Annotated in this window: 21 protein-coding genes; 10 read left to right on the top strand and 11 right to left on the bottom strand. The window is 39.1% G+C overall.

Annotated features, from left to right (window positions below; all coding sequences use genetic code 11):
- Positions 1–56 precede the first annotated feature (56 nt).
- Both B9A52_RS21595 and B9A52_RS21590 read right to left on the bottom strand, forming a co-directional pair.
- Positions 57–1,256, bottom strand: coding sequence for a DEAD/DEAH box helicase (locus tag B9A52_RS21595; protein ID WP_084122678.1), 1,200 nt, complete (start codon positions 1,254–1,256; stop codon positions 57–59).
- A 275-nt stretch (positions 1,257–1,531) separates the two neighbouring features.
- Complete coding sequence (locus B9A52_RS21590; RefSeq protein WP_084122676.1) at positions 1,532–2,401, bottom strand: winged helix-turn-helix domain-containing protein; 870 nt, start codon at positions 2,399–2,401, stop codon at positions 1,532–1,534.
- 124 nt (positions 2,402–2,525) lie between these two features.
- Here B9A52_RS21590 and B9A52_RS21585 point away from each other — a divergent pair, with 124 nt between their 5' ends.
- Both B9A52_RS21585 and B9A52_RS21580 read left to right on the top strand, forming a co-directional pair.
- Positions 2,526–3,611, top strand: a complete 1,086-nt coding sequence (locus B9A52_RS21585) for a ligand-binding sensor domain-containing protein (protein WP_084122674.1) — start codon at positions 2,526–2,528, stop codon at positions 3,609–3,611.
- Positions 3,612–3,736: 125 nt separating this feature from the next.
- Positions 3,737–4,822 carry a ligand-binding sensor domain-containing protein gene (locus tag B9A52_RS21580; protein ID WP_157370247.1) on the top strand — a complete coding sequence of 362 codons (1,086 nt, stop codon included), beginning with the start codon at positions 3,737–3,739 and terminating at the stop codon, positions 4,820–4,822.
- Between the two features lie 267 nt (positions 4,823–5,089).
- Here the strand turns inward: B9A52_RS21580 and B9A52_RS21575 are convergent, their stop codons facing one another.
- From B9A52_RS21575 to B9A52_RS21565, 3 genes are read right to left on the bottom strand one after another with little or no spacing between them, the layout of a single operon-like run.
- Complete coding sequence (locus B9A52_RS21575) at positions 5,090–6,142, bottom strand: 2-oxoacid:ferredoxin oxidoreductase subunit beta (protein ID WP_084122670.1); 1,053 nt, start codon at positions 6,140–6,142, stop codon at positions 5,090–5,092.
- Positions 6,117–7,955, bottom strand: a complete 1,839-nt coding sequence (locus B9A52_RS21570) for a 2-oxoacid:acceptor oxidoreductase subunit alpha (protein ID WP_084122668.1) — start codon at positions 7,953–7,955, stop codon at positions 6,117–6,119. The genes B9A52_RS21575 and B9A52_RS21570 overlap by 26 nt, the downstream gene beginning before the upstream one ends.
- Entirely contained in the window at positions 7,952–9,757 is a 1,806-nt protein-coding gene (locus tag B9A52_RS21565) for an FAD-dependent oxidoreductase (protein ID WP_084122666.1), read from the bottom strand. Before B9A52_RS21565 ends, B9A52_RS21570 begins: the two co-directional genes overlap by 4 nt.
- Positions 9,758–9,963: 206 nt before the next feature.
- On the opposite strand from B9A52_RS21565, the gene B9A52_RS21560 reads away from it, so the two are divergent.
- Positions 9,964–11,484 carry an IS1634 family transposase gene (locus B9A52_RS21560; RefSeq protein WP_084122664.1) on the top strand — a complete coding sequence of 507 codons (1,521 nt, stop codon included), beginning with the start codon at positions 9,964–9,966 and terminating at the stop codon, positions 11,482–11,484.
- A 232-nt stretch (positions 11,485–11,716) separates the two neighbouring features.
- On the opposite strand, the gene B9A52_RS21555 is transcribed toward B9A52_RS21560, so the two are convergent.
- The 3 genes from B9A52_RS21555 to B9A52_RS21545 are packed head-to-tail and all read right to left on the bottom strand — an operon-like array spanning position 11,717 to position 15,076.
- Complete coding sequence (locus tag B9A52_RS21555) at positions 11,717–12,823, bottom strand: DegT/DnrJ/EryC1/StrS family aminotransferase (protein WP_084122662.1); 1,107 nt, start codon at positions 12,821–12,823, stop codon at positions 11,717–11,719.
- Complete coding sequence (locus B9A52_RS21550; protein ID WP_084122660.1) at positions 12,798–14,096, bottom strand: glycosyltransferase family 4 protein; 1,299 nt, start codon at positions 14,094–14,096, stop codon at positions 12,798–12,800. The genes B9A52_RS21555 and B9A52_RS21550 overlap by 26 nt, the downstream gene beginning before the upstream one ends.
- Complete coding sequence (locus B9A52_RS21545) at positions 14,090–15,076, bottom strand: aldo/keto reductase (protein WP_084122658.1); 987 nt, start codon at positions 15,074–15,076, stop codon at positions 14,090–14,092. Before B9A52_RS21545 ends, B9A52_RS21550 begins: the two co-directional genes overlap by 7 nt.
- 77 nt (positions 15,077–15,153) lie before the next feature.
- Between B9A52_RS21545 and B9A52_RS21540 the strand changes: the two genes are divergently transcribed.
- The gene (locus B9A52_RS21540) at positions 15,154–15,543 is read left to right on the top strand and encodes a Dabb family protein (RefSeq protein ID WP_084122656.1); all 390 of its coding nucleotides are present in this window, start codon (positions 15,154–15,156) and stop codon (positions 15,541–15,543) included.
- Between the two features lie 48 nt (positions 15,544–15,591).
- Positions 15,592–16,929 carry a S41 family peptidase gene (locus B9A52_RS21535; protein ID WP_084122654.1) on the top strand — a complete coding sequence of 446 codons (1,338 nt, stop codon included), beginning with the start codon at positions 15,592–15,594 and terminating at the stop codon, positions 16,927–16,929.
- 213 nt (positions 16,930–17,142) lie between these two features.
- On the opposite strand, the gene B9A52_RS21525 is transcribed toward B9A52_RS21535, so the two are convergent.
- Positions 17,143–17,685 (bottom strand): SRPBCC family protein, encoded by a 543-nt coding sequence (locus B9A52_RS21525; protein ID WP_084122651.1) that lies wholly within the window; start codon positions 17,683–17,685, stop codon positions 17,143–17,145.
- Between the two features lie 58 nt (positions 17,686–17,743).
- A complete protein-coding gene (locus B9A52_RS21520; RefSeq protein WP_084122649.1) occupies positions 17,744–18,556 on the bottom strand; it encodes an alpha/beta fold hydrolase in 813 nt (270 codons plus the stop codon).
- A gap of 227 nt (positions 18,557–18,783) precedes the next feature.
- Between B9A52_RS21520 and B9A52_RS21515 the strand changes: the two genes are divergently transcribed.
- From B9A52_RS21515 to B9A52_RS21495, 5 genes are all read left to right on the top strand, one after another.
- Entirely contained in the window at positions 18,784–19,392 is a 609-nt protein-coding gene (locus tag B9A52_RS21515) for a TetR/AcrR family transcriptional regulator (protein ID WP_157370246.1), read from the top strand.
- Entirely contained in the window at positions 19,389–20,759 is a 1,371-nt protein-coding gene (locus B9A52_RS21510) for a TolC family protein (RefSeq protein WP_084122647.1), read from the top strand. Before B9A52_RS21515 ends, B9A52_RS21510 begins: the two co-directional genes overlap by 4 nt.
- A 32-nt stretch (positions 20,760–20,791) precedes the next feature.
- Complete coding sequence (locus B9A52_RS21505; protein ID WP_084122645.1) at positions 20,792–21,919, top strand: efflux RND transporter periplasmic adaptor subunit; 1,128 nt, start codon at positions 20,792–20,794, stop codon at positions 21,917–21,919.
- Between the two features lie 7 nt (positions 21,920–21,926).
- Positions 21,927–25,334: an efflux RND transporter permease subunit gene (locus tag B9A52_RS21500; protein ID WP_084122644.1), complete on the top strand. Its 3,408-nt coding sequence runs from the start codon at positions 21,927–21,929 to the stop codon at positions 25,332–25,334.
- 165 nt (positions 25,335–25,499) lie between these two features.
- Positions 25,500–26,009, top strand: a complete 510-nt coding sequence (locus B9A52_RS21495; RefSeq protein ID WP_084122643.1) for a UpxY family transcription antiterminator — start codon at positions 25,500–25,502, stop codon at positions 26,007–26,009.
- 59 nt (positions 26,010–26,068) lie between these two features.
- Here the strand turns inward: B9A52_RS21495 and B9A52_RS21490 are convergent, their stop codons facing one another.
- Entirely contained in the window at positions 26,069–26,776 is a 708-nt protein-coding gene (locus B9A52_RS21490) for a DUF6089 family protein (RefSeq protein ID WP_084122641.1), read from the bottom strand.
- Positions 26,777–26,781 lie beyond the last annotated feature (5 nt).

Here is a 26,781-nt window from a genome sequence, read left to right as displayed (position 1 = left end):
GGGTTAAAGCAAAATATTAGAAAGCCATCAACATCCATCATCTGACATCGGTCAAATCAATACCGTCTTCTTCGGCTTTGCTGTTGAGGTTTTTTCTTTTTTTCAGGCGCGACTTCCTTCATGACTCCCTTGAAGGGATAAGGATGATCCTCAATGATCGGGATCTTTTTACCGATCAGTTTTTCAATATCTTTCAGGTCCTTCAGTTCTTCTGCATCACAAAATGACATGGCTATACCTGAATTTCCTGCCCTGCCCGTTCTACCGATTCGGTGCACATAGGTTTCAGGTATATTTGGCAGATCAAAATTAAAAACATTGGCCAACTCATCGATATCAATTCCTCTTGCCGCTATATCTGTAGCCACCAAAACCTGTAGCTTTCCATTTTTAAAATCATTCAAAGCATTCTGTCTGGCATTTTGACTTTTATTGCCATGGATAGCAGCAGCCTTTACATTTTCCTTCAAAAGGAATTTTACAACCTTATCTGCCCCATGTTTGGTACGGGTAAAAACCAATGCAGAGCCGATATTCTTTTTATCCAATAGGTAAAGTAAGAGTTTGGGTTTATCTGCTTTATAAGTTAGAAAAAGCCTTTGCTCGATTTTATCCACTGTGGAAGACGGCGGCGTCACTTCCACAAAAGCAGGTTTGGTCAACAAGGTATCAGCCAGTTTTTGGATTTCAGGCGGCATGGTGGCAGAGAAAAATAATGTCTGTCTTTTTTGAGGAAGCAGTGCAATAATTTTTTTCACATCATGGATAAAACCCATGTCCAGCATCCTATCCGCCTCATCCAAAACAAATATTTCTAGTTGTCTAAGGTCAACGAATCTCTGATTGATCAAATCCAACAATCGTCCGGGAGTAGCTACCAATACGTCAACCCCTCTTTTTAAAGCATTGGTCTGATGAAGTTGGGAAACTCCTCCAAAAATAACGGTATGTCGTATATCTGCAAATTTGCCGTAGGCGGCAAAACTTTCGTCAATCTGTATGGCAAGTTCTCTGGTTGGCGTCAAGATCAGGGATTTGATTCCCGGCCTTCTTTGTTTGTGCTGACTGAGTAATTGAATGATCGGTATGGCGAAGGCTGCGGTTTTTCCGGTGCCGGTCTGTGCGCAACCAAGCAAATCCCTGCCACCTAAAACGAGTGGTATGGCCTGTTGCTGAATGGGTGTGGGGGTAGTGTATCCTTCATTGGCGACCGCCTTGAGGATAGGATCAATAATTCCTAAATTTTTGAATGCCATGTTGGCTGAGTGTAAATGGGCTGATCGAGATGTTGTATGGTCTGGCTCAGCGGGGAGATTTATTAAAAGCGGCTTACAACTTGCCGTGCTTTTTTACAAAGTGGGACAAAGGTAGGCTTTTTTTGGGAGTAAAGCACAATTGAGTTTATATCCCGCAAAGCCACAAAGACGCAAAGGGAATTGCCTTTGTCAACAATTTTAGACCAAAACAATTTATTTTGAATCAAAAACAAAATGATTTTTACCCGAATAACAAGACGTTAAGTTGAATTAGATCAACCCACCTGTAAAATATACCCTATTCCCCGGATGTTTTTCAGTTGGATATTCGGATCCAGGAGCAGTTTTTTTCTGAGTTTGGATACAAACATGTCCAGACTTCTGCCGACAAATACGCCTTCATCTTCCCATATTTCTTTGAGTAAGCGGTCACGCTCCAGGATTTCGTTTTGGTGGGAAGCAAAAAGTTTGAGCAGCTTGTTTTCTTTTTGGGAAAGTTCGATTTCTTCTTTTCCGATTCTCAAAAGGTAGCTACCGGAATTGAATTCAAATTTTCCGATAACCATAGCTTGGCTTTCGTCAACTTCCTTTTGTGTTAGTGGTTTTGGCGGATTCTGTTTGAAGAAAAACAAAAAACCAAAAGCCAAAATGCCAATGATGATCGGAACCGAAAAGTTTGAAGCTGTCAATTGGTTTGATTCAAACTTGATTTTGATCCTATAGCAATCTTTCGGTTGGATGCGGCCCTGACATGGGACAAGGGTTTTGTCTTTTTGACCGGACATTTGGTAGCCATATACAATCTGATTGCCTGTGCACTGCAGCACATTCACCTGATAGCTGTCTTCAGCTTCTTTGGTGACCAATCCTTCTTTCAAACTTGTATGAATCACCTTGACCAAGGTGTCCGGCTCAAATTGAAATGGGCTTTCAAATAAGATAATGAATTCACTGGCACTGATTTTATTGATCGGCAAAACCCGGGAGGTGGTATCCCCTGAAGCAAGCAGGATTTGATGTCCTACATTCCTCAATCTGATTTCCCGGTTTTCCGCAAATTCATCTGTCTGCCATGGCCAAAGTATGACCATCATCAAAATCATTGATAGAATACCAATACCCGCAGGTTGAAGCAAATTTTTCATTTTTCAAATTTAAGGTTTAATGTGAGTCAAATATCAATTTTACCCTGTTTTACATTCTTTTTACAATTCATTTACCATTTCAGCTGTGGATTGACATAGGTTTGGACATTCTAAATCAATAAAAATGAAAACACACTTCAGATTATTAGTAGGGTTACTGACGCTTAGTTATTGCACTTCCTGCAACCCGAAAGATAAACCAGAGTTATCAAAAAACGGCATCGAGTCCGAACCCATTTATTTCTATACTGCTGATTCGCCAATCAGTATTGTCCGAAATATTGAACAGGATAGAAATGGCAACATCTGGATAGCTTCCTGGGAGGGTATTTTTAAGTATGATGGAAAGACATTTACCAATGTAACAAGCGATTTGACTTCAGCCCGATTCTTTTCTGTTTTGGAAGATAGCAAAGGAAAGATGTGGTTTGGTTCTATTGGTTCAGGAGTTTTTTACTATGATGGTAAAAATTTTAAAAACTTCAGCACCAAAGATGGACTTCTCAATAATGATATCGGTAGGATTTATGAAGATAAAGCCGGTAATATCTGGTTCGGTGTTTTTGGAGGTGCTAGCATGTATGATGGAAAATCGTTTCGGAATTATATCATTGATGAAAAAGAGATGCGCGAAGACCTGACGGGCAAAATATTTTCAGAAAGACCCCTTTATGAAGTCAATTCCATAATTGAAGACAAAACAGGCAAATTATGGTTTGCTACAAGGGGTAATACTTTTGTTTTTGACGGGAAATCATTTACCTCAGTCACACATTTAGGTAAACCTTTCAATAATATCCGTTCAATCATCGAAGACCAAAAAGGCAATATTTGGTTGGGTGGCAATGATGGTCTTTGGCGTTTCAATGGCAGTACCTTCACCAATATCGCAAAAGAGTTTGTCGGCTATATCCATGAAGATAAAAAGGGAAATATCTGGACAAGTTCAAAAACTACTAAGGATTGGGCGCTTTTACGTTACAATGAAAAGTCTTTGTTAAATAAAATTGCCGTTGTACCCGAAGTAATTAAAGCAAATGAAGGAATGGTTTTTGGAATTTTGGAGGCCAATGATGGTAGTATTTGGTTTGGTACTTTGAATGGCCTGCTTAAGTACGATGGAAATACTGTAAGCACTGTAAATAGTTCTAAAACTATGTCAAGCCAGGAATATTTCTCTAGACTGTTGGCAAAGGAAGATGATTGTTAGATTTTTTTTTTAGCAAAGGTTTCAATCAATTGTTACCCGAAAATCAAAAATATCCATTAATCAATTCTATTTCAAAGTTGTGCATCATTTTAGAGCAGAACCGTAAACAGACGACTTTTAAAAAAATGAATAAAATACAAATGGCATTATATGCAATCTTACAAGTAAGTTTTTTCTCAACCTTTACTTCTTGTAATGGGCAAAATAATTCAAAAAAACAAAAAGAGAAGACTATTGAAGTTGGAGTAACGGTTCCAAGTCTTGACAAGACAATTTGGGCTATTTATCAAGATAAAAGCACAAATTATTGGTTCGGAAGTAAAAATAATGGTGTATTCCTTTATGACGGTCAGCAAATCAAGCAAATTACTGTCAAAGATGGATTGGTAAGTGATGAAATCCGCGGTTTTCAAGAAGATTCAGAGGGCAATATTTTTATTGAAACCGAGCGTGGTGTCAGTAAATTTGATGGTCGAACTTTCAAAACTTTGCAAATTGCAAACCCCGAATCCCCTACGAATGATTGGGTTTTAGAACAAGATGATATGTGGTTCAGAATGGGTTTTAATAATAATGGTCCCTATCGTTATGATGGTAAATATTTGCACTTTCTAAAATTCCCAAAATCACCGCAAGAGGATGAATTTAAAAGCAAAAACAAGAATGCGAATTTTAGACACTATGGGCTTTATACTATCTACAAAGACCATAAAGGAATTATGTGGTTTGGAACAGCAAGTCTCGGTGTTTGTAGATATGATGGCAAAACTATTAGTTGGCATTATGAGGAACAATTACAAACAACTCCAGAAGGTGGAGATTTTGGCACACGTGCCATTTTTGAGGATAAAGAAGGGAAGTTTTGGATAAATAACACTCGTTTTCGATACAATATAAAACCGAATAGTACGATCAATTTAGACTATAGTAAAGAAAATGGGATTGGCTATATTAATGAAAATAACGAAATGGAATTTCCATTTTTTCATTCAATGACCGAAGATAATGAAGGTAACCTGTGGATGGTAACTTATGATAACGGGGTATGGAAATACAATGGAAAAGAACTTATTCATTATCCTATCAAAGATGGAGAAACGGATGTTTTGCTTTTTACAATCTTTAAAGATAACAAAGGTGTTCTTTGGCTTGGAAGTCATAATGCAGGAGTATATAAATTTAATGGTTACTCGTTTGACAAAATGTTTTGAAAAATAAAAACGAACCCACAACTGCAGTTTTGCAAAATGGCGGGTTCAGTGCTTAATTGAACACTTGGTTTTCAAATAATTAGTGCTAATATGAAAGAAAGTGCTTCAAAATCCGCCTTCGCCAAGCTGCAAAACGCGTGTGACCCTATAGGTTAATGTTAAATGGAACGCAGATCGCGCTGATTTTGAAGATTTTCACCGATAAAATAAATCAGTGAAAATCAGTCTCACCTGCGTTATCTGAGTGCCAAGATTGAGATCAAATTATCACCTAAAATCTCTATTTATTCCCTCCAGAATTTTTTCCCCTGGACATAAATCCTTTTCCTTCAATTTGTTCAAAGGTGTTTTACAAGTATTCAAAGTTCCATGAAGGTCCTTCCATTCTGTATTGACATAAAGCAGTCCTGTCAGGATTTCATTTTTAAGTCTTGCTTGTTGCAAGGCATTGGCAACTGACACCCGGTCTTCAGGATCCCAATCTGTGGCCAATTTGTTGAGTTGGATGATAGAACCATCATGAAGAGCGACTCTGGTAGATTTTCCTTTATCGTATTTAGCTGTGATCGCAGGCATTTCCGGTACAAAATCCAAAGTGGATGTTGCTTCAATATGTTGTCTTACATAATCATATGATTTGGTGGAACCGACATTGTTGTTGAATGTAACACAGGGAGAGATGACATTGATAAAAGAAAATCCTTCATGATGCATTGCTGCTTTGATCAAAGGGACCAATTGCTGCTTGTCTCCGCTGAAACTCTGAGCTACAAAGGATGCACCTAATTCAATCGCCAAGCTTGCCAAATCTATAGCCTGAAATGGATTGATAGAACCAGCCTTGCTTTTTGATCCTTGATCAGCAGTGGCCGAATCCTGGCCTTTGGTCAATCCATAGCAGCCATTGTTCATGACAATATACACCATGTTTAGATTTCTCCGGATTACATGTACAAATTGCCCCATGCCAATGGATGCGGAATCCCCATCTCCCGAAACACCAAAATAGACCATGTCTTTATTGGACATACTTGCCCCTGTCGCTACGGAAGGCATCCTTCCATGTACAGAGTTAAAGCCATGGGAATTGCCCAAAAAGTATGTAGGTGTTTTGGAAGAACAACCGATTCCTGAAATCTTGGCTACATTATGCGGCTCAACAGACATCTCGAAACAAGCCTGTACAATTGCGGCACTGATACTGTCATGCCCACAACCTGCACACAAAGTAGATAAAGGACCTTCATACTCTTTGATAGTATACCCGATTTTATTTTTGGGCAGCTTAGGATGTTTAAACTGTGGTTTTATATAACTCATGGTTCTGGGTTTTTGCTTTGTTGAGAAAAGAGATAATTTGATTTTTTATGGCATCAGCTGTAATTGGCATGCCATCATAATTCAGCACAGGTATCAGCTTGGAAGGGTTAGTTTCCATTTCGATAATCATCATACTCCGCATCTGTGCATCTCGGTTTTGTTCAATGACAAACACCAATTCATGAGAGTTGACAAATTCCACCACTTCATCACCAAAAGGAAAAGCTTTGAGCCGTATAGCATCAACGATTACGCTATCTGCATGGAGTAAATCTTTAGCTTCTTCAGAGGAAAAAGCAGATGTACCAAAGAAAAGGATTCCAATGTTACTTTTGTTTTCGTTTTGATAAAGTTGTGCAGCAGGGACGATTTTTTTTGCGGTTTCCCATTTTACCATCAACCGGTCCATATTTCTTTTATAAGCAGCCCCATCTTCTGTATAGGCAGCATATTCATCCCTAGATGTTCCTCTTGTGAAAAAAGCACCTTTTGTAGGGTGAGTTCCCGGATAGGTTCTATAAGGAATACCATCACCATCCACATCCAGGTATCTCCCGAATTTGCCGACATGTTCCAATTCTTCTGAATTCAGGACTTTTCCTCGATCATATTTTTTCTTATCATCCCATTCAAATGGATCACTGATATGGTCATTCATTCCAAGGTCAAGATCTGTCATGACCATGATGGGTGTTTGTAAACGCTCAGCCAAGTCAAAACTTTGCGCAGTCAATTCAAAACATTCCTTTGGAGTGGAGGGGAGCAAGAGTACATGTTTGGTATCGCCATGAGAAGCATAGGCAGCAAGCATCAGGTCCGGTTGTTGTGTTCTTGTTGGCATCCCAGTACTGGGACCTGCTCGCTGAACATCTACCAAGACTGCCGGTACCTCAGCAAAATAGGCCAATCCAATAAACTCATTCATCAAAGATACTCCCGGACCGCTGGTAGCTGTGAATGCCCTTGCCCCATTCCAGTTGGCGCCGATCACCATCCCCATAGCTGCCAATTCATCTTCAGCTTGAATTATCGCAAATTTTTTCTGACCGGTTTCAGGATCGATTCTATATGCTTCACAATAATGTTCAAATGCTTCGGCTACGGACGTCGAAGGAGTGATGGGATACCACGCCATGACGGTCGCACCGCCATAAACAGCCCCTAAGCCACATGCAGTATTGCCATCGACAAGAATTTTGTTTTTCAGGATATTTTTTCTCTCCAGTCTGAAGGGAAGTGGGAAATCAAAATTAGCTTCTACATAGTCCATCCCCAGTTGAAGGGCAATGTGATTTGCTTCAATCAAAGAAGCCTTTCCTTCAAATTGTTCGCCTACGAGTTTTTCTATTTCTTCAACATCCAAATTGATCAATTTGGCCAAAGCACCTACATAAATGATGTTTTTAAGGAGTTGTCTCTTTCTTGGATCCGAAAATGCCTCATTGGACAATTCCATCATGGGGACGCCCAAATAGTGGATATCTTCTCTGAAATAAGATTCAGGAAGCTTTTTGGTACTATCATACATGAAATATCCGCCGGGCTTGACACTTTTTATATCTTGAGCCATACTTTGGGGATTGACGGATACCATCAGGTCAATTCCTTCTCTTCTTCCCAAATAACCTTTTTCACTTACCCTGACTTCATACCAGGTTGGTAAGCCCTGAATATTGGAGGGAAATATGTTTTTGGGAGTGACGGGGATTCCCATTCTAAAGATGGCTTTAGCAAACAGATAGTTTGCACTTGCCGATCCTGTTCCGTTTACATTGGCAAAGCGGACAATAAAATCATTGATGGATTGACTCATTTTTCTATAGGGGGAAAAGCGGTTGACATTTGATTGGCTTTGGTAACAGAGTAAAAATACTTCTGCATATCCCAGGCTGAGGTTGGGCACCTCTCGGCACAAAGTCCACAATGAAGGCAAACATCCTCATCTTTGACCATCACTCTTCCGGTCTTGAGTTCAGAAGAAACCAAAAGATCCTGTTCCAGATTTTCGGCAGGGACCAAAAGTTTTTGTCTCAACTCCGGTTCCTCGGCATTGAGGGTAAAGGTAATACAGGATGTAGGACAGACATCCATGCAGGCATCGCATTCAATACACCGGTCTTCCTTGAATACCGTCTGCACATCACAATTGAGACATCTTTGAGTTTCACGGTAAGCAGTTGCAATATCAAAACCCAGTTCAACCTCCTTTTTTCTATCTTTAAGTGTAATTGATTTTTCGGCCTGTGGGACTACATAACGTTGGTCAATGGCCACATTACTGTCATAAATCCATTCATGGATCCCCATTTTCTGGCTGACAAGATTGGTATAGGGTGATGGTCTGTCATACAAGCTTTCACCCTCACAGAATAAATGAATAGAAACTGCCGCCTGATGACCATGTGCTACAGCGGTAATTACATTCTGGGGTCCAAATGCTGCATCACCACCAAAAAAAACTTTTTGATTTGTCGACTGGAAAGTTACTTTGTCCACTATTGGCATATTCCATTTGTCAAATTCCAATCCAATGTTCCTTTCTATCCAAGGAAAGCTGTTTTCCTGACCAATTGCAATCAATACCTCGTCCGCTTCTATAAAAACATCATCTTCCCCGGTTGGCAAAAGTTGACGCTTTCCATTTTCATCATATACTGCTTTTACTTTTTGGAATTTCATTCCGATCAGTTTCCCGTTTTCAATTTCAAAACTCAAGGGAACATGATTGTCAATGATTTGGATATCTTCATGCAAGGCATCTTCTTTTTCCCAAGGGGAGGCCTTCATTTCTTCAAAAGGACTTCTTACCACTACCTTTACATCTTTGCCTCCGAGTCTACGGGAAGTCCTGCAGCAATCCATGGCAGTATTTCCGCCTCCGAGGACTATGACTTTTTTGTTGATGGATTTGGTATGTTCAAAAGCCACACCGGCAAGCCATTCAATTCCTATGTGGATATTCGCGTCCCCTTCTTTTCTTCCCGGAAGTTTGGGCAAATCCCTTCCCCTTGGCGCACCGGTTCCCACGAATATGGCATCATAACCATCTTCCAATACCGCTTTAAGGCTCTTAACATAAGTCAAAAACTGCGTATGGATACCTAAATCCAAAATAAAATTCACTTCCTCATTCAATACTTCCTCGGGTAATCTGAAGGAAGGAATCTGACTTCTCATCATACCTCCTCCGGCAATTTGTTCATCAAAAAGGTGTACTTCATAGCCTAAAGGTGCCAAATCCCTAGCAACTGTCAATGATGCCGGTCCACCTCCGATCAATGCGATTTTTTTGCCATTCGGAGGGAAGGGGCCTTGGGGCATATGTTGCCTCACGTCACCTTTATTGTCGGCTGCCACTCTTTTCAATCTACAGATGGCGACAGGTTCTTCTTCTACCCGCACTCTACGGCAGGCCGGTTCACATGGCCGGTCACAAGTCCTGCCAAGAACTCCCGGAAAAACATTGGATTCCCAATTGATCATATAAGCTTCGGTGAATTTCTCTGCAGCTATCAATCTGATATATTCCGGGACAGGGGTGTGGGCAGGACAGGCGTATTGGCAGTCAACTACTTTATGGTAATATTCGGGATTTTGGGTATCTGTGGGTTTCATGGTTGAAATTACTTTTGGTTTTTCAGGTCTTGTAAACCATAGTCTCTTAAAGCTAATAAATTTCGCAACTATTAGTAATGGCAGACTTAAAATTTTTGTCTCCTGTTTTGTGCGGATATGTTTTAGTTCAAAATTAAGTGATTGAAATATAGCTATTTATTTGCTTTGATTTTGTGATTTTGGGTGTCTCGGTCTATTTTTAGTTCATGTTTGTGAGACGTAAGAAGAATTCAAGTGGTAGTTTCAGCATTCAGATTATCCAGAAAGTTGGCAGGATCAATAAAGTGGTCAAGTCATTCGGGAGTTCCTTAGATGCTGTGGAGTTGGATATTCTTGAACGCCAGGCCCAGCTTGAAATTGAGAGAATTCAAGGCCAGACTTATTTGTTTTCAAATGACCGGGACAGCAGCTTAAAATCCATTCTATCGAATGTAGGCAACAACCAGATCGAATTAGTTGGCCCGGACAACATACTCGGAAGAGTTTATGAGTCAATGGGTTATCACAAAATCGGAGGCGATGATCTATTTAGGGACCTGGTTATGTCCAGACTGGTTTATCCAGGCTCCAAGCTTAAAACAGTAGATTACCTGTCCAGATTCAAGAACAAGGAAGTCAGTGTTTATTCCATTTATCGGTATATGGACAAGATCCATAAGGAGTTCAAAGAGGATATAGAGAAAATAACATTTAAACACTTTGAGAAGATTCTGGGAGGGCATATCGGTATTGTTTTCTATGATATGACCACATTATTCTTTGAGGCCCCGGATGAAGATGATCTGCGGAAAATCGGTTATTCAAAAGATGGCAAGCATCAACACCCCCAGATAAAATTGGGGCTGTTGGTCGGTTCTGAGGGATATCCGCTTGGATATGATATTTTTGAAGGAAGTACTTATGAGGGATATACCTTGATACCTGTTCTGGAAAACATCCAAAAGAAGTTTTCCATCGGTAAACCTATAGTGATTGCAGATGCAGGCTTACTGTCCGGAGCCAATATCAAAGCACTTATCAGTCACGGTTATAAGTTTGTACTGGGGGGTAAAATCAGGAATGAAAGCAAAGAGATCAAAGATTCAATTCAGGAACTGGAAATAACCGAAGACAATCCCGGAGAAGTTAAAAAAGACGGTTATAGACTGGTTGTAAGCTTTTCTGAAAAGAGACTGAAGAAGGATGCCCACAACAGAAAAAAGGGGCTTGAAAAGCTCGAGAAAAAGGTCAAAAATGGGAAAATCGACAAAAGTAGTATCAATAACAGAGGATATAACAAGTACCTCAAGCTCGAATCAGAAATCAAAGTGGCAATTGATTATTCCAAATACCAACTGGATGCCAGATGGGATGGACTGAAAGGATATCTTACAAATACTGATATGAAAGCCAGGGAGGTTATTGCTGCATACGGAAACTTGTGGCAAATAGAAAAGGCTTTCCGGATCAGCAAGACAGATATCAGAATACGGCCAATCTACCACCGAATACCGGAAAGAATACAGACACATATCTGTATCTGTTTTGTGTCATATGCTGTATTTAAAGAAATGGAAAGACTTCTTAAAAAACGGAAAGTATCATTTTCTGCAAACAGAGCTATCGAGCTTACCAAAAACATGTACCAGATAAGGGTATTCCTTCCTGATTCTAAAACCTATACAACAGTTCCTCTCAAACCAACTCAGGAACAACAGGAACTAATCTCTGCTATCATGAAAACTTAGCTTGGGTGTCCCATCGCACAAAACAGGTAAAGCTAATAAATTTCGCAACTATTAGTAATGGCAGACTTAAAATTTTTGTCTTTTTATAAAAATGTGACGAAAAATTAGGGGAATTGAAAAAGTACAGGAATTTCTTTACCCATCAAAACCTAAACCTATGGTTGCTGAAACCAGGGTCTACAATCCTCCAATCGCCTTGATATAGTACCTATTTTTATAAATTAAACACTGTTCAAACCAAAGTTTGGAATCCAAAATTTCTGATTTCCTTACATATTCTTTTCACATCGGCATTTTTCATCCAAGGATTCAAAGGCAGAGAGAGCACAGTTTTGGACATCATTTCCGCAACAGGATATTTTTGTCCATCCAGGTATGGCTTCATGTAGGGAATGATCTCAGGATAATGAATCGCAGTACCTATTCCTTTTTGGGCTAAAAATTGCCTCAGGTCATCACGCTGGCTGGTTTTGATGATGAATAAATGGGCATTATGAAAAGGTGAAAGAATTTCCTGCGGCAAACTGATGGAAGCGATATCTTTCAGTTCCTGAAGATAAATTGAAACTAAGTTTTTTCTCCTTTTTTGCCAGGCACTGAAAAATCCCAATTTGACATTTAGAAATCCTGCTTGAATGCTGTCAATCCTTGCATTTCTTCCAACCAGAATGTGATGGTCACGGAAGGTTTGACCATGGTTGAGCAAATTTCTGAGTTTTTCTGCCAGGATACTGTCTTCTGTTAATACTGCCCCGGCCTCTCCCAATGCCCCCAGATTTTTGGTGGGATAAAAACTCAAGCAACCGATGTCGCCCCATGTTCCAGCATGTTTACCTTTCAGAACAGCGCCGAATGACTGTGCCCCATCTTCAATTACGGCAACTTTGTTTTTTTTTGACCATAACAATAGTTTTTCCATATCCACCATGTTGCCATAAAGGTGAACCGGGATAATCGCTTTAGTTCTGCTGCTAATTTTGCTTTCCAGTAAATCCAGATCCATTAGCCCTGATGCATCTGTGTCGATAAAAACGGGTTTTGCACCGACTAAGGCAACAGCCTCAGCTGTAGATACCCATGAAATTGCAGGGACAATTACCTCATCCCCAGATCCTATCTCCAAAGCTCTTAGGGCAAGTTCTAGCGCATCAGTGCCATTAGAACAGGCCAAAGCGTAATTGATGCCCAAATATTCTTTTAGATTTTTTTCCAGGATTTCAACCTCCTCACCGCCTGAAAAAACGCCTTTATCAAGCATCTGTGAAAATTTTTCCTTGAGCGCTATCTTCAGATCCAGTGGAATCTGACTTAAATCAAGAAATGGGATATGTTTGTTCATCTAATAAGCGGGCAAGTTGTTGGCTAAGGTTTTTTCTGGAATATTGATTTACTTTTTCAGAAACCTTGAATTCTGATTGGGGATTAAAGTTAATGAGGAAATTTTTGATTTCGCCCTTTTCTGTATGGGCGATCACTTTACCGCCATTACAGGAAGTGAGAATTGACGATGAATCCCCATTGGGATCTCCAAGTGCCAAAATGGGTCTGCCTGTGGAAAGATATTCAAATAGTTTGCCCGGGATATTTCCTTTAGCGTTTTTGGTGTCCGTCAGGATAAGGAGCAGTAAGTGCGCATTTTGGTAGTAATCGAACACTTTTTCATGCGAGACATACCCTTCCAATTTAACATTTTCCTTCAGCCATGGATCTTGGGAAATAAAATTTCCGACGGCTTCAGATACTTTGCCGACAAAGCGAAGTATCGCTTTTTTGTTTGAAGCTTGAAAAACTTCCTGAAAAACCTCGATGAATGGCAAAGGATTTCTGATTGCATCGATCACCCCTGTGTAAAGAATTTCTATGATCTCTCGATTTGAAATTGAGAATTTCCAGTTTGACGGTAAATCTGCGGAATCATAACCATTGGTCAAGAGGTGGACTTTTCTTTGGCTTAGATTTTCAAAATCTTTTTGAAATGTAGGGCTGATGGTAGTGACCATGTCAGCTGTATCCAACACTTCTTTTTCCAGTTTTTGGTGTCTTTTTTTGACCCAATCCAACATGGGTAAAGTATCCAAAAATTCCCATTTTGACCATGGATCTCTAAAATCTGCCAGCCAGCTTATTCCTGTCTTTTTCTTCAACTCCAACCCAATCAGGTGTAGGCTGTGTGGCGGCCCTGTGGTGATAATGGCATTGAATTGTCCTTGTTCAACAAGGTCTTTTAAGAAATCAACAGAAGGCTTAACCCAAAATATCCTGGGATCAGGAATCAGGACATTAGCTCTCAACCAAATTGCAGACTTGTCGCTGAATGATTTTTTTTTCTTTTCAAGTACTTTGGAAGTATCGGCTGATTTTTCTTTTTTGAGTTTTCTGAATATACCATATGGTTCCCAGATAGGGAATTTAATCACTTCCAATTGAGGATTGATTTCATTTAACAAGCTTTCATCTTTCAGGTCAAAATCCGGATTTTCCGGTGTAAATATCACCGGTTCCCATCCGAATTCAGGTAAATACTTCGCAAACTTCAACCACCGCTGAACCCCGGATCCAGCTGATGGAGGCCAATAGTAAGTGATGATAAGTACTTTTTTGGTCTCTACCACAATCCATGAACCTCCTTCTTCAGGTACTTCTTATAAATGTCTTTGACAGCATCCATTTTGTAGGGAGATATGGGAAGATGTTCTGAAGCTTTTACATTTGATAATACCTGATCTATTTTAGATGCCCCTGGGATGACTGTACTTACCTGGGGATGCATCAAAATCCATTTGATGGCCCACTCAGCCAAAAAAGTGTCTTCGCCAAAAAGGGCTTTCAACTCGTCGACAACCTTCAAACCTGTCTCATAGTCAACGCCAGAAAAGGTTTCACCTTTGTCAAAAGCTTCACCCTGTCTGTTGAATGTCCTGTGGTCATCAGGTGCAAATTCAGTAGTCTCGTTATATTTCCCGGTCAAAAGACCACTTGCCAATGGCACCCTTGCAATTATCCCGAAATCATTGATTTTTTCTTGAGTAAATAATTCTTCTGCTGGTTTCAACCTGAACATATTGAAAATGATTTGAATGGTAGAAACAACCTCATACTTCATGGCTGCTAATGCCTCATCGACTGTTTCCACGCTGACTCCCATTTCCAGGATTTTGCCTTCCTCTTTTAATCTTTCAAATAATTCAAAAATCTCATCTCTATAATATACTTCGGTAGGCGGGCAGTGAAGTTGTATCAGGTCCAAGGCGTTCAAACCTGTGTTTTTAAGGGAGTTTTCAACATGTTTACGCAATGTTTTTGGTGTATACCCCTCATTGGTATGAGGTTGAATTTTTCTCCCGCATTTGGTAGCGACATAAATGCGTTCTGTTGATTCCCGAACTGCTTTTCCCACAGCGGCCTCACTCAATCCGCCATCATAAACATCAGCAGTATCTATGAAATTAATACCCTGATCAATCGCCGAACGGATGATTTGGTTGGCATGTGCTTTATCGAAAGGCTTTCCCCAACCTCCTCCTACCTGCCAAGTTCCAAGTGAAATTTCGGACACGAGCCATCCGGTTTTGCCTAAATTTCTATATTCCATTTTTGATTTGATTATTTGCAGAGGACATTTCAGAAAGCAATTTAAATTTTTATCTTTAGTTCCTTAAAGTTTAATCAATGAAATCCCGAAGAAAATTTCTACAAACCTTAACCGTCGCAGGTGCTGCGGCTACCTTACCTATTAATCTTATGGCAGAACAAGCAAACAAACAAAAAATGATTCACCAGGTTTTCTTTTGGCTGAATGACGATGTTGAAGTCAATGATTTTAAAAAAGAAGCTGCCGTATTGGGAAAATGTAAAAGTGTTGCGAAGTTTTATATGGGAACTCCGGCACCTACCGAGAAAAGATCAGTGGTAGATCATAGCTACCAAGTAGCGTGTACTTTATTTTTTGACAGCATTGAGGATCAAAATGATTATCAGGTAGATCCGATGCATTTGGCATTCATCGAAAAAAATTCGAACAAATGGAACAAAGTTCAAGTATATGACTTTGTGATCTAGTTTATTCGCAACTGTGGGTCAGTTGATTGCTACACGAATTTCCTTTCAATGAAAAAACTTCGCTTCAATGTTATTTGGATGTTGCTGTTATTGGCAGCACCTTTCATTTCCTGCAATCCAGAATCTGATGATGTAGATCCCATTAAGATTGAAAACGCTGTCAAAACGGCTATTTTTAATAGCATGAAAGAGTTTTACTTTTGGGAGGAAAAAATTCAGGAGACATTCGATGTTTCCCAATACGCATCTAATCAGGAAGTTCTGGATGCTCTGGTATTCAAGGATCTGGATAGATGGTCCTATTTGACTACGAGGGAGGCTTTCAATGCAGCTTTCACCGGACAGGCTACAGGTGTTCATGGTTTTGGCCTTGGAATCGATCAGGATGAAAATTGGTTTGTTTCTTTTGTTTATAATGAAGGTCCTGCAGGAAAAGATGGTTGGCAGAGAGGTTGGCAGTTTATAGAAATCAATGGAAAACCTATCGCCCAATATAAAACAGCCAGTGGTGGCTACAATTTTCAGTTGGGTCCAAATGAAATAGGAGTGTCTAATACCTTCAAATTCAGACTTCCTGATGGAACAGAAACTACCCGTACTATTTTAAAAGATGCTTTTCAGACCAATTCAGTGTTGTATCAGAATGCCTATGAAGTCGGCGAAAAGAAAGTTGGCCATTGGGTGTACCAGAGTTTCAGGGCTACACAAGGACTTACCCCTACAAGGAGTAAAGAAGTAGAAGACAGTTTCAACTTTTTTATGGCCCAAAATATTGATGAACTGATAATAGATCTTCGGTTGAATGGGGGAGGTTCTGTTGCGGTTACAGCCCAGATTTTAAATTATCTGGTACCTAATTCTGCGAATGGAAAAGTAATGTTTATTGACAAACACAATGAAAATAAAAGTTCTTTCAATAAAACAACGAACTTTTCCAAATCAGGTACACTGAATCTGAATAGACTCTTGGTGATTACATCAAGAGGTTCTGCCTCCGCTTCAGAATTGCTGATCAACTCTTTGGAGCCTTACATGGAAGTTATTCTTTTAGGAGATGATACATACGGAAAACCTGTAGGTTCATTCCCATTATCTTCTTTTAACAGGACGCTGAGTGCAAATAATGTTGAACTGGTTCCAATTACATTTGCTACTCAGAATGCAGAAGGAAGGGCTGAATATTTCAATGGTTTTCCTGCAAACTATAAAGTAGCTGATGACTTATCAAGAAACTGGAATGATAGGGAAGAAAAAAGACTTAAAGCGGCTTTGCAATTTGTGTCTGAAGGAACAATCAATGGAAGGTTACGATTTGACTATTTCAAGCCAAAATGGGAAATGATTGATGCTTTTGAAGGGTTGGAAAAGGAGTTCCCTGTGTTTTGAATTAGACTTTAGACTTAAGACGCAAGACATAAGATTCAAGAAGCGAGATGCGAGAAGCGAGAAATTAGAGCTAAGAATCAAGAGTCAAGAGAAAAAACTTTATAAGAAAATCGGGAATTCTAGAAGAGGAAAATGGGAGATAGCTAAAAAAATTTGCCCGATAAAAAACGAGTTGAACTATTGAAAAGACCAACGGAGAATCTGTTGGTCTTTTTAATAGTTTTCTAGAATTCTTTTTAGATTTTCAAGTCCGGTCTGGAAATCATCTCCGATCATTTTTTCCATATCCATTACCAATAACATTGCGTTCATAGGATATGAAAAATGTCCTTCAAATCCCCATCTTACCAAGGTTTGGCTGTCATTAAGGGCTTCAAATTCCATAAATGCTTTATCGTCAGATTCAAAAGGTTCAAAAAACCGTAAAGCATAATCAATTCTTTTGCCTTCTTGAATAGCCAGAATCTCCTGTTCCCCTGAACCCACATCAGGGTTTTCACTTTTCCACGCGGAAACAAAGCCAATCTGTCCATCGGTTCCTTTGTATTCCTTTTGCATATTAGGATCCATAGATGCCCATTTGCTAAATGCATCTTGATTTTTAAGGAATTTGGTATAATTGTAAACTTCCTCTTGTGGCTTATTTATGGTAATTTCCCTTACCACTGAATAATCCTTTGTTGAAAATAAGGCAATAACAAATGGGATTAGGAGAATGGCGACTATAACAATCGCCATGTTTTTGATGATTTTCATAGTTTATGGGATTTAAGGTCTATCAAAAATACCAAATTTCATGTTCAAATCAATTCGGTTAGTTATTTGGGATATCATTAATTGATTTGAAATGCTGTGCAGTTTCTTCAATCAGGCTATTGTGGCCACAGGGCAGTTCTACTGAGTTGATATGTGGGATTTTGGAACTGAAGTTTTTCAGATTTTTTGAAGGCACCATTTTATCAAATTCCCCGGTAAATAGGCTGATGTCTGTTTGATTACCATTTACCCATTCTATGATTTTTTTCAAGTCTGGTTTGAAGGGTTTAAAAACATTCCATGTAAAATAAATCTGTGCTCTCTTGGTTCTTGTTGTCATTTGGGATTGGACGAATTTGATCAGACTGTTTTCGAGGAAGCCCAGTTTTCCCAAAAACCCCATGATCCTAAAAAAACGCTCGGGGTGAAACACTACTCTTTTGAATAGTTTGTTGAGAATTCCCGGAAAAGTAGCCATGTTGTACCAGAAGCCGGTTTTGATGCCATCCGGGGCCATCAATAAAAGTGATTTGACCAGGCAGGGGAAAAGTTCGAAGGTAATCAGACAGAATTTACCGCCCATACTATATCCTATCAGATGAAATTTTTCAAAACCTTCCTGTTTCATCAATTGCAGCATGATTTCCTTCCAGATTTCTTTGGTGAGTTTTTGATTGATGGAATTCCAGCTACTTTGGCCATGATAAAAAATGTCAATGGTGATATAACAATCGTCTTTTTGAATGAGGGGTAAAAATGATTCGAAAACTCTCATGTTCTGCCCAAAACCATGGAAGAGCAAATGCATGTTTTTGCCCGTTCCATATTTTTTATAGGCCAAATGACCAAAAGAAGTCTCCAGAAAATTCATATCTACAGTTTAAAATAACTTAAAAGCAAAGTTAGAATTAGTTTCTAGGATTTTTTAAAATTTGCCGTTATAAAGAATAAAATTCTTTTAAAAATTGATTTATGAATTTATTCAATTGTTTATATTCTTGTTTATTTATGAAATCTATAAAATATTTTAAAAAAAACTTTAGAAACTTTGAACCTTCTGATAGTTTCTAGAGTTTAGTACCAAAATCTTTGAATGAATTGGAAACTAGACAAAAAATAATCGAGACAGCAACTGACCAGTTTATGAGGTATGGTATAAGGTCTGTGACTATGGATGATATTGCACGTCAGGCCGGTATATCAAAAAAAACTATCTACCAGGAATTTTCAGACAAAAATCAATTGGTTTATGAAGCGTTTTCCGCTGCCATTGACCATGATAAGTGTGAAATGGATAAAATTCCGAATTATCAGGATGGGGTTGTAGAACATCTGGTGGGTTTGACCACCTATATCAGAAAACGATTTGCAGACTTCAATCCGATGGTTTTAAATGAGATACAGCGGTACTATCCCCAATGTTGGCAGCTTTTTGAAGATTTCAGAAACAATCATGTTGCAGAAGAAATTAAGAGTCTTCTCGAAAAAGGCAAAGTAGAAGGTGTAGTCAGGCAAGAAATCAATTCAGAACTCATGGCCATATTGAGAATGGAACAGATGATGTCCACCTTTGATCCGCTCAAATTTCCACCTTCAAGATTCAATCAATTGGAATTACAAATAGCAATTTTCGAACATTTCCTCTATGGTATTTTTACCGAAAAAGGACTAAAAGCTTATCAAAAACAAAAAGAATCAGCATTATGAAGACCACAATTAACCGACATGTAGGAATGGGATTTTTCCTGTTGGCTTTGTTTTTTTCAAATCCGTCTTTTTCCCAAAACAAAATACAGCTTACACTTCAGGAAAGTATTCAGTATGCTTTGGAAAACAATGTGGATGCGAAAAACGCACAATTAGAAACTATGGCTGCCAAGGCCTTAGTAGTAGAGAGAAGGGCAGAAGGCCTTCCGCAGATTACTGCAAATATGGATTTTACCTATAATGCCATTATCCCATTGGTATTCGTTCCATCAGAAGGCGGTTTTATTCCTCCTGACCCAAATAACCCACCACAATCAGACGTAATTGGTGTGCGATTGGGAACAAATTATAGTTCTGTTCTAGCCGTTCAGCTGAATCAGATGATATTTGACGGGTCTTACTTTGTGGGTCTGAAAGCGGCAAGTACTTATAAAATGCTGACCGAATATGACAGGGAGAAATCTGAAAATGATGTGAAAGAGTCCATCAAAAAAGCATATTTCACTGTTTTGGTAAATGATGAAAGAAGAAAAATTGTTGAAGCTAACCTGCAAAGATTAGATTCGCTTTTAAAGGAAACTGAAATACTTTATAATGCCGGATTTGCCGAAAAGATCGATGTTTCCAGAATTAAAGTACAAAGAAACAATATCAAAACTGAACTTGATAAAGTTCTTACTGCTGAGGTTATCAGTGTTGAATTGCTCAAGCTTCAAATGGGTTTGCCATTGGAATATGAAATCACCCTCACAGAGACGCTACAGCAACTTAACCCTCAAGATGAAATTCAGGAGCTGTTGAATTTTCAGGGAACACGGAGGGTTGAAGTGGATCAGATAAAGACAAATATTGACTTAATAAATCTAGACCTAAGAAACAATACAAGCCAATATATGCCAAGACTAGGTTTCTTTGGAACGTATCAAAGAAATGCTGCAGCCCAGACTACCGGGGCAATTTGGGAAAGCAATAGATGGGTTTCGGGATCTTTTATCGGGTTGAATCTAAGCATACCGATTTTTGATGGATTGACCAAAAGTGCTAAAATCCAACAAAACAGGGTTCAGATCCAACAGCTTGAAAATCAGAAATATTTTATTGAAGAGAATATAGAAATAGAAAAGTTTCAATCTCGAACCAATCTCCAAAACAGCCTTCAGGCCCTTAGGGTTCAGGATGAAAACAGGGAATTGGCCATGGAGGTATTCAGAATGACCAAAATCAAATATGAAGAAGGTGTAGGTTCCAACTTCGAGGTGGTGGAAGCAGATTCTGCGCTGAAAGAGGCAGAATCCAATTATTTCTCAGCCCTTTATGATGCATTAATTGCCAAGGTAGACTTGGAAAAAGCATTGGGTATCCTTTAAAAAATTTAAAAAAGAAAATATACTAAACTAATATGAAAACTAATTTTCCATTTTTGATCCTTGCCATGATTGTAATGGCTTCCTCCTGTGGACAAAAAGATGAACTGACTGCAAAAAAAGAAGAGTTGGCCAAAATGAAGTCTGAGGCTGCCAGTCTCAGAACATCGATAGAAACTTTGGAAAAAGAAATTGCGGTATTGGATCCTGAATTTGGAATTACCAATAGAAAAACTGTTTTAATTTCCACTACAAAGCCTGAAAAGACCCATTTTGAGCATTTTGTTGAAGTAACAGGATCTGTACTTTCCAAAAAAGATGTGAATATTTCAGGAGAAGTATCAGGAAGAATCCAAGAGGTGAATGCAGTAGAAGGAATGCGCGTGACGAAGGGTCAGGTTTTGGCAAGAATAGATGATGAATCTATCCAAAGAAATATTGAAGAGGTCGAGAAACAGATGGAATTGGCATCGATAATATTTGAAAAACAGGAACGCCTTTGGAATCAACAGATAGGAACCGAAATCCAATACCTGGAAGCTAAAAACAGGAAAGAAACCCTTGAAAAGAATTTGGAATCTTTAAAAACCCAGAAATCAAAAACTTTAGTGAAAGCTCCATTTAACGGAACTGTGGAAAACGTACTGGTCCGTACCGGGGAACTGGTTCAGCCGGGAGTTTCTTTATTTCGTTTTGTTGGAGACAGCGATCTCTTCATTGAGGCTGATGTTTCAGAAAGATACATTGGTATCCTGGGTAAAGGAGATTCAGTGGATATACATTTCCCCTCTGTCAATAAGGACTTCACAACTAGGGTTTCTGCTATTGGTGGAATAATCAATCAAAATAACCGAACATTTAAAGTGGAGGTTGTACTGCCCAATCTTGAATTCGCAAAGCCCAATATGCTTTCGGTATTGAAAATAAGAGATTATGAAAATCCTGATGCCGTAACAGTTCCCAATTATCTTATCCTTCAGGATAGTAAAGGAGATTATGTTTTCACCGTTGAAAACGGGGTCAGTAAGAAACGATACATCCAAAGAGGCCTGACTTATAAAGAGATTACTGAAGTTGTAGAAGGTCTTTCAGGAAACGAAATTCTAATTGATAAAGGGTTCAGGGAAGTAGGAGACAATTTTGCTGTAAACATAGCCCAATGATTCACTTATGTCACAGGTAGAAGATAAGAAAAAAGGAGTAATCAGGGAGTTTGGACTAAGTTCGCTTTCTGTTGACAACCAGACATCGGTGGTGATTCTGGTTCTGATAATTACCGTTTTGGGGCTATTGGCTTACAGGACCATGCCCAAAGAAAGTTTTCCCGAGATTGTCATCCCTACTGTTTATGTTGGTACAGCTTATCCCGGTAACTCTCCCGTGGATATGGAAAACCTGATAACAAGACCTATTGAAAAGGAGCTGAAATCCATCAATAATGTCAAAAATATCACTTCCACCTCTGTTCAGGATTTCTCTTCCATAGTAGTAGAGTTCAATCCCGGAGTAGAAATCTCCAAAGCCATACAGGATGTGAAAGACGCAGTGGACAAGTCCAAAAGTGAGTTGCCGACTGACCTCGATCAGGATCCGGATGTAATTGAGATCAACACATCCGACTTTCCCATCATGAATATCAATCTCTCTGGGAATTATACAGAGGAAGAATTAAAGAAATATGGTGAATACCTGGAGGACGAAATTGAAAAACTCGCAGAGATATCCAAAGCAGAATTAAGAGGTACTATAGAAAGAGAAATCCGGATTGATGCTGATATCTATAAAATGGAAGCTTTGGGAGTTTCTTTCAGTGATATTTCTGATGCTGTTTCCCAGGAGAATGTAACTATTTCAGGGGGCAATATACTTTCCGGTGAATTCAGAAGGTCGTTAAGGGTCACAGGTGAGTTCAAACACCCCGATGAGTTGAATGATATTATCATCAAAACGGAGGAAAATAAGATTGTTTACCTATCAGATGTAGCCGAAGTAATTGATACATACAAAGAGAGGGAGAGTTATGCAAGGAGTAACAGACTTCCTGTGGTAACGGTCAATGTTGTCAAAAGAAGTGGAGAAAACTTGTTGGATGCATCAGATAAAATCAAAGAAATCCTACAAAATGCCAAAGCGGAAAGATTTCCGGCCGATCTGAATATTTCCATTACCAATGACCAATCTACCAGAACAAGGTCGCAGGTGAGTGACCTGGAAAACAGTATCATATTTGGAGTAATTTTGGTTGTCTTGGTCCTGATGTTTTTCTTGGGTTTCCGAAATGCCTTGTTTGTAGGTATAGCCATTCCATTATCCATGTTCATATCTTTTCTGATCTTGAACGCTCTAGGAATCACTCTCAACCTGATGGTATTGTTTGCTCTGATTTTGGCACTTGGAATGCTGGTGGACAATGGAATCGTGGTAGTAGAAAATATTTACAGGTTGATGCAGGAAGGTAAATCTCCTATCCGTGCTGCCAAAGAAGGGGTGGGGGAAGTTGCATGGCCAATAATTACATCCACGGCGACAACATTAGCGGCTTTTTTACCATTGGCCTTTTGGGATGATCTTATCGGAGAGTTTATGAAATACCTCCCGATTACTTTGATAATAGTATTGTCATCTTCCTTATTTGTTGCTTTGGTGGTCAATCCTGTTTTGACTTCCTTGTATATGAAAATACAGGATTTTGATGTAAAAAAGCCTAAGAAGAAACCATTGATTGTAGCATTGATATTTGCAATTCTGGCTATCATAGGGTATCTGGCAGGATCCAACACCTTTGGAAACCTATTTATGCTAGGTTCAATTCTTACTATATTCAATGTTTTTGTATTAAGAAATGCCATCCGATGGTTTCAGAATGTTTTCTTGGTTTCTTTGGAAAATTTCTATGAAAAGACTCTTCAATTTGCCTTGAAAGGGATCAATCCTTATTTGTTTCTCGGTGGAACATTTTTGTTGCTGATTTTGTCCTTGGTTTTGTTGGGGATAAGATCACCTAAAATCCTTTTCTTTCCAGATAATCAACCGGCTCTGGTCAACGTATTTATCGAAAATCCAATCGGCACAGATACGGAGGCCACTAATAAATTCATGCTTGAAATGGAAGAGGAATTATTGGACCTGCTTGAACCTTATGGAGATATCGTAGAGGCTGTAATCACACAAGTTGGCCAAGGAACGGGTGATCAGGCAGAGGGACCTAGTATTGCCAATACCCCCCATAAAGCCAAGGTCACAATCAGTTTTGTTGAATACCAGTTCCGAAATGGAGTGAATACCAATAGGATTATGGGTGAAATCCGCGATATGGTTGAGAAGTATCCCGGTGTGTTGATTACCGTTGATAAACAGCTAAATGGACCACCTGTAGGAAAAGCAGTCAATATAGAAATCAGTGGGGAAGAATATGAGAAATTAATTGCATATGTGGGGAGATTCAGGGAGTATCTTGCTTCGGCAAACATTCCTGGAATTGAAGAATTGAAATCTGATTTGGAATTAGGCAGTCCGGAAGTATTGGTGAAAATTAATCGGGAAAAAGCCAGAAGATTTGGTTTATCAACTTCTTCCATTGCCAATGAATTGAGAACAGCCCTATTTGGCTTCGAGGTTTCAAAGTTCAAGGAAGGGGAAGAAGATTATCCGATTACGTTGAGACTGAAAGATGAATACCGTTACGATCTATCTTCCCTTTTAAACAAAAAAATAAACTTCAGGGATAAATTCGGAAATAAAAAAGAAGTACCGATTTCAGCAGTTGCTGAATTGGAATACGGTTCTACTTATGGCTCCGTAAAAAGGAAGGATCTGAATAAAGTGATTTCAATTTTTTCCAATGTGACGGATGGATATAATGCCACTGAGATCAATAATCAGTTAAAGGAGTTGGTTGCGCAGTTTGATGTCCCGGAAGGTATCAGTGTGAAATTCACAGGGGAACAAGAGGAACAGGCCAAATCTCAGGCTTTTTTGATGAGAGCCTTATTTATAGCTGTTTCTATAATTTTCCTAATAATTGTTGCGCAGTTTAATTCTGTCACCACGCCTTTTATAATTATGGCCTCCGTTGTATTGAGTACCATAGGGGTGTTTTTGGGTTTGGTGATTTTCAACATGGACTTTGTGGTAATCATGACCGGAATCGGTATTATTTCTCTGGCCGGAGTTGTGGTGAACAATGCCATTGTTTTGATAGATTACACAAATTTGGTAAGGGAACGGAAAAGGGAAGAACTTAACATGAAAGATGGAGAGTATTTACCCATAGATGAATTGCTCAATAGTATTGTGCTAGGTGGAAAAACAAGGTTAAGGCCTGTCTTGTTGACTGCGGTTACAACCGTGTTGGGTTTGATTCCATTGGCCATTGGGATGAACATTAATTTCGGGACATTGCTGAGTTCTTTTGATCCGCAGTTTTTTGTCGGGGGTGATAATGCAGACTTTTGGGGGCCAATGGCCTGGACTGTAATATTTGGTCTAACCTTTGCGACATTCTTGACGTTAGTTATCGTACCTGTCATGTATTTATTGGCAGATAAATTAAACATGTTGATTCGTAGATTGAAATAGCATGATTAAATAAAGGTTGGTGGTTTTTAAATGTTTAAACTCCCGGGATCGTTTTCCGGGAGTTTTTAATTTTCAAATGGTTTTAATAATTCAAAAAGTCGTTTCTCTCCATTTGTTGCTTTAAATTTTAATACTTTTGCAAATAAAAAAAACAGTATTTTAAAGATGGATTATCAGTGGTTTGTCCTATACACTACCTCAAGGGCCGAGAAAAAAGTGGCGACAAGATTAAGGGAAAGAGGCTTGGAAGTGTATCTCCCAATGATCGAGGAGATCAGACAATGGAGTGATAGGAAAAAGAAAGTTCAAAAAGCACTTTTCAATGGCTACGTTTTTGTGAAAACTACCAAACCAAACTTATGGGAGGCACTTCAGGTCCCTGGTGCCGTAAAGTTTGTGAATTTTTCGGGCGAGCATGCGACTGTCAGACAACAGGAAATTGATACTATTCATAGAATATTGGAAACAGGTGTGGCAGTGGAAACTGATGGTTCTGAAATTGAAAAAGGAGAACAGGTTAAAATCCTAGGGGGGCCATTGCAAGGGATGGAAGGAGAATGTGTAAACAAAGGGAACAGTGATTTCTTCATCATCAGGATTCCGGGAATCAATCAAAACCTGCTCATCAGTATTGAAAGGAAGTTCCTCCAAGTGATTCAAGAGATCCGGAAGTGAGATTTCAGACCTTAGAAAACAAGATCCGGGAATTACAGTAGTCGAAAAATGGGGCTTTTTTAAAATCTCCTACTCAACAATCTTTTGTAAACTATCTGGGTTTGAAAAAGGTGATCGTTGAATTCATTATATCCCTTATTCCCGTCTAATTCATCAGAAAAAGTGAACATACCTTTGAGTTCGAGTGATAAATCCGAAAACTGATCAAGACTGAAACTGAAGCCTATTACTGCAGGAATATAGGTTGCAGTTGTATTGGCTGAAAATTCAGTTGCATTATCCTCAAAGGAGAAAGTTTCGGTTCGGCTGACATGAACAATCCCGAAACCTGAGCCAAGATAAGCATTGAATCTCCCCCGGTTCATGTGGTTGTCATAAGGGATCACATAAAAGACAGGCGTCAGATCCAAAAAATAGGCCTGTCCCTTAAAACTAAATGCGCCACCTGTTTCCTCCCATCTCCTGATGGCATAATCCCTTATTTCACCGCCACTCCTGACAAACTGAACTCCCCCTGTGGTTTGGATTGCCCATCGGGAATGTATTTTTTTTGCATAGGCCAGCGAAAATACAGGACTCCAATTGAAATCACTGACTTTAAACACCCCACCATTATCCGAATACATAAATGATGGACCTAGTCCTATAGATAATGAACTTGTCCTAAGATTCCCATCCCTATAAAAGCTTTGGGCTTTACAAAAAGTTGAAAAAAAGAATCCGCTTAAAAGTAAGAGAATGCCGGAATAAATGACTTTAATTTTCATAACGT

It is taken from the genome of Aquiflexum balticum DSM 16537 (assembly GCF_900176595.1).
GTDB lineage: Bacteria > Bacteroidota > Bacteroidia > Cytophagales > Cyclobacteriaceae > Aquiflexum > Aquiflexum balticum.
Note: the sequence above shows the minus strand (reverse complement) of the source record. Positions and strands in the feature narration are given on the sequence as shown.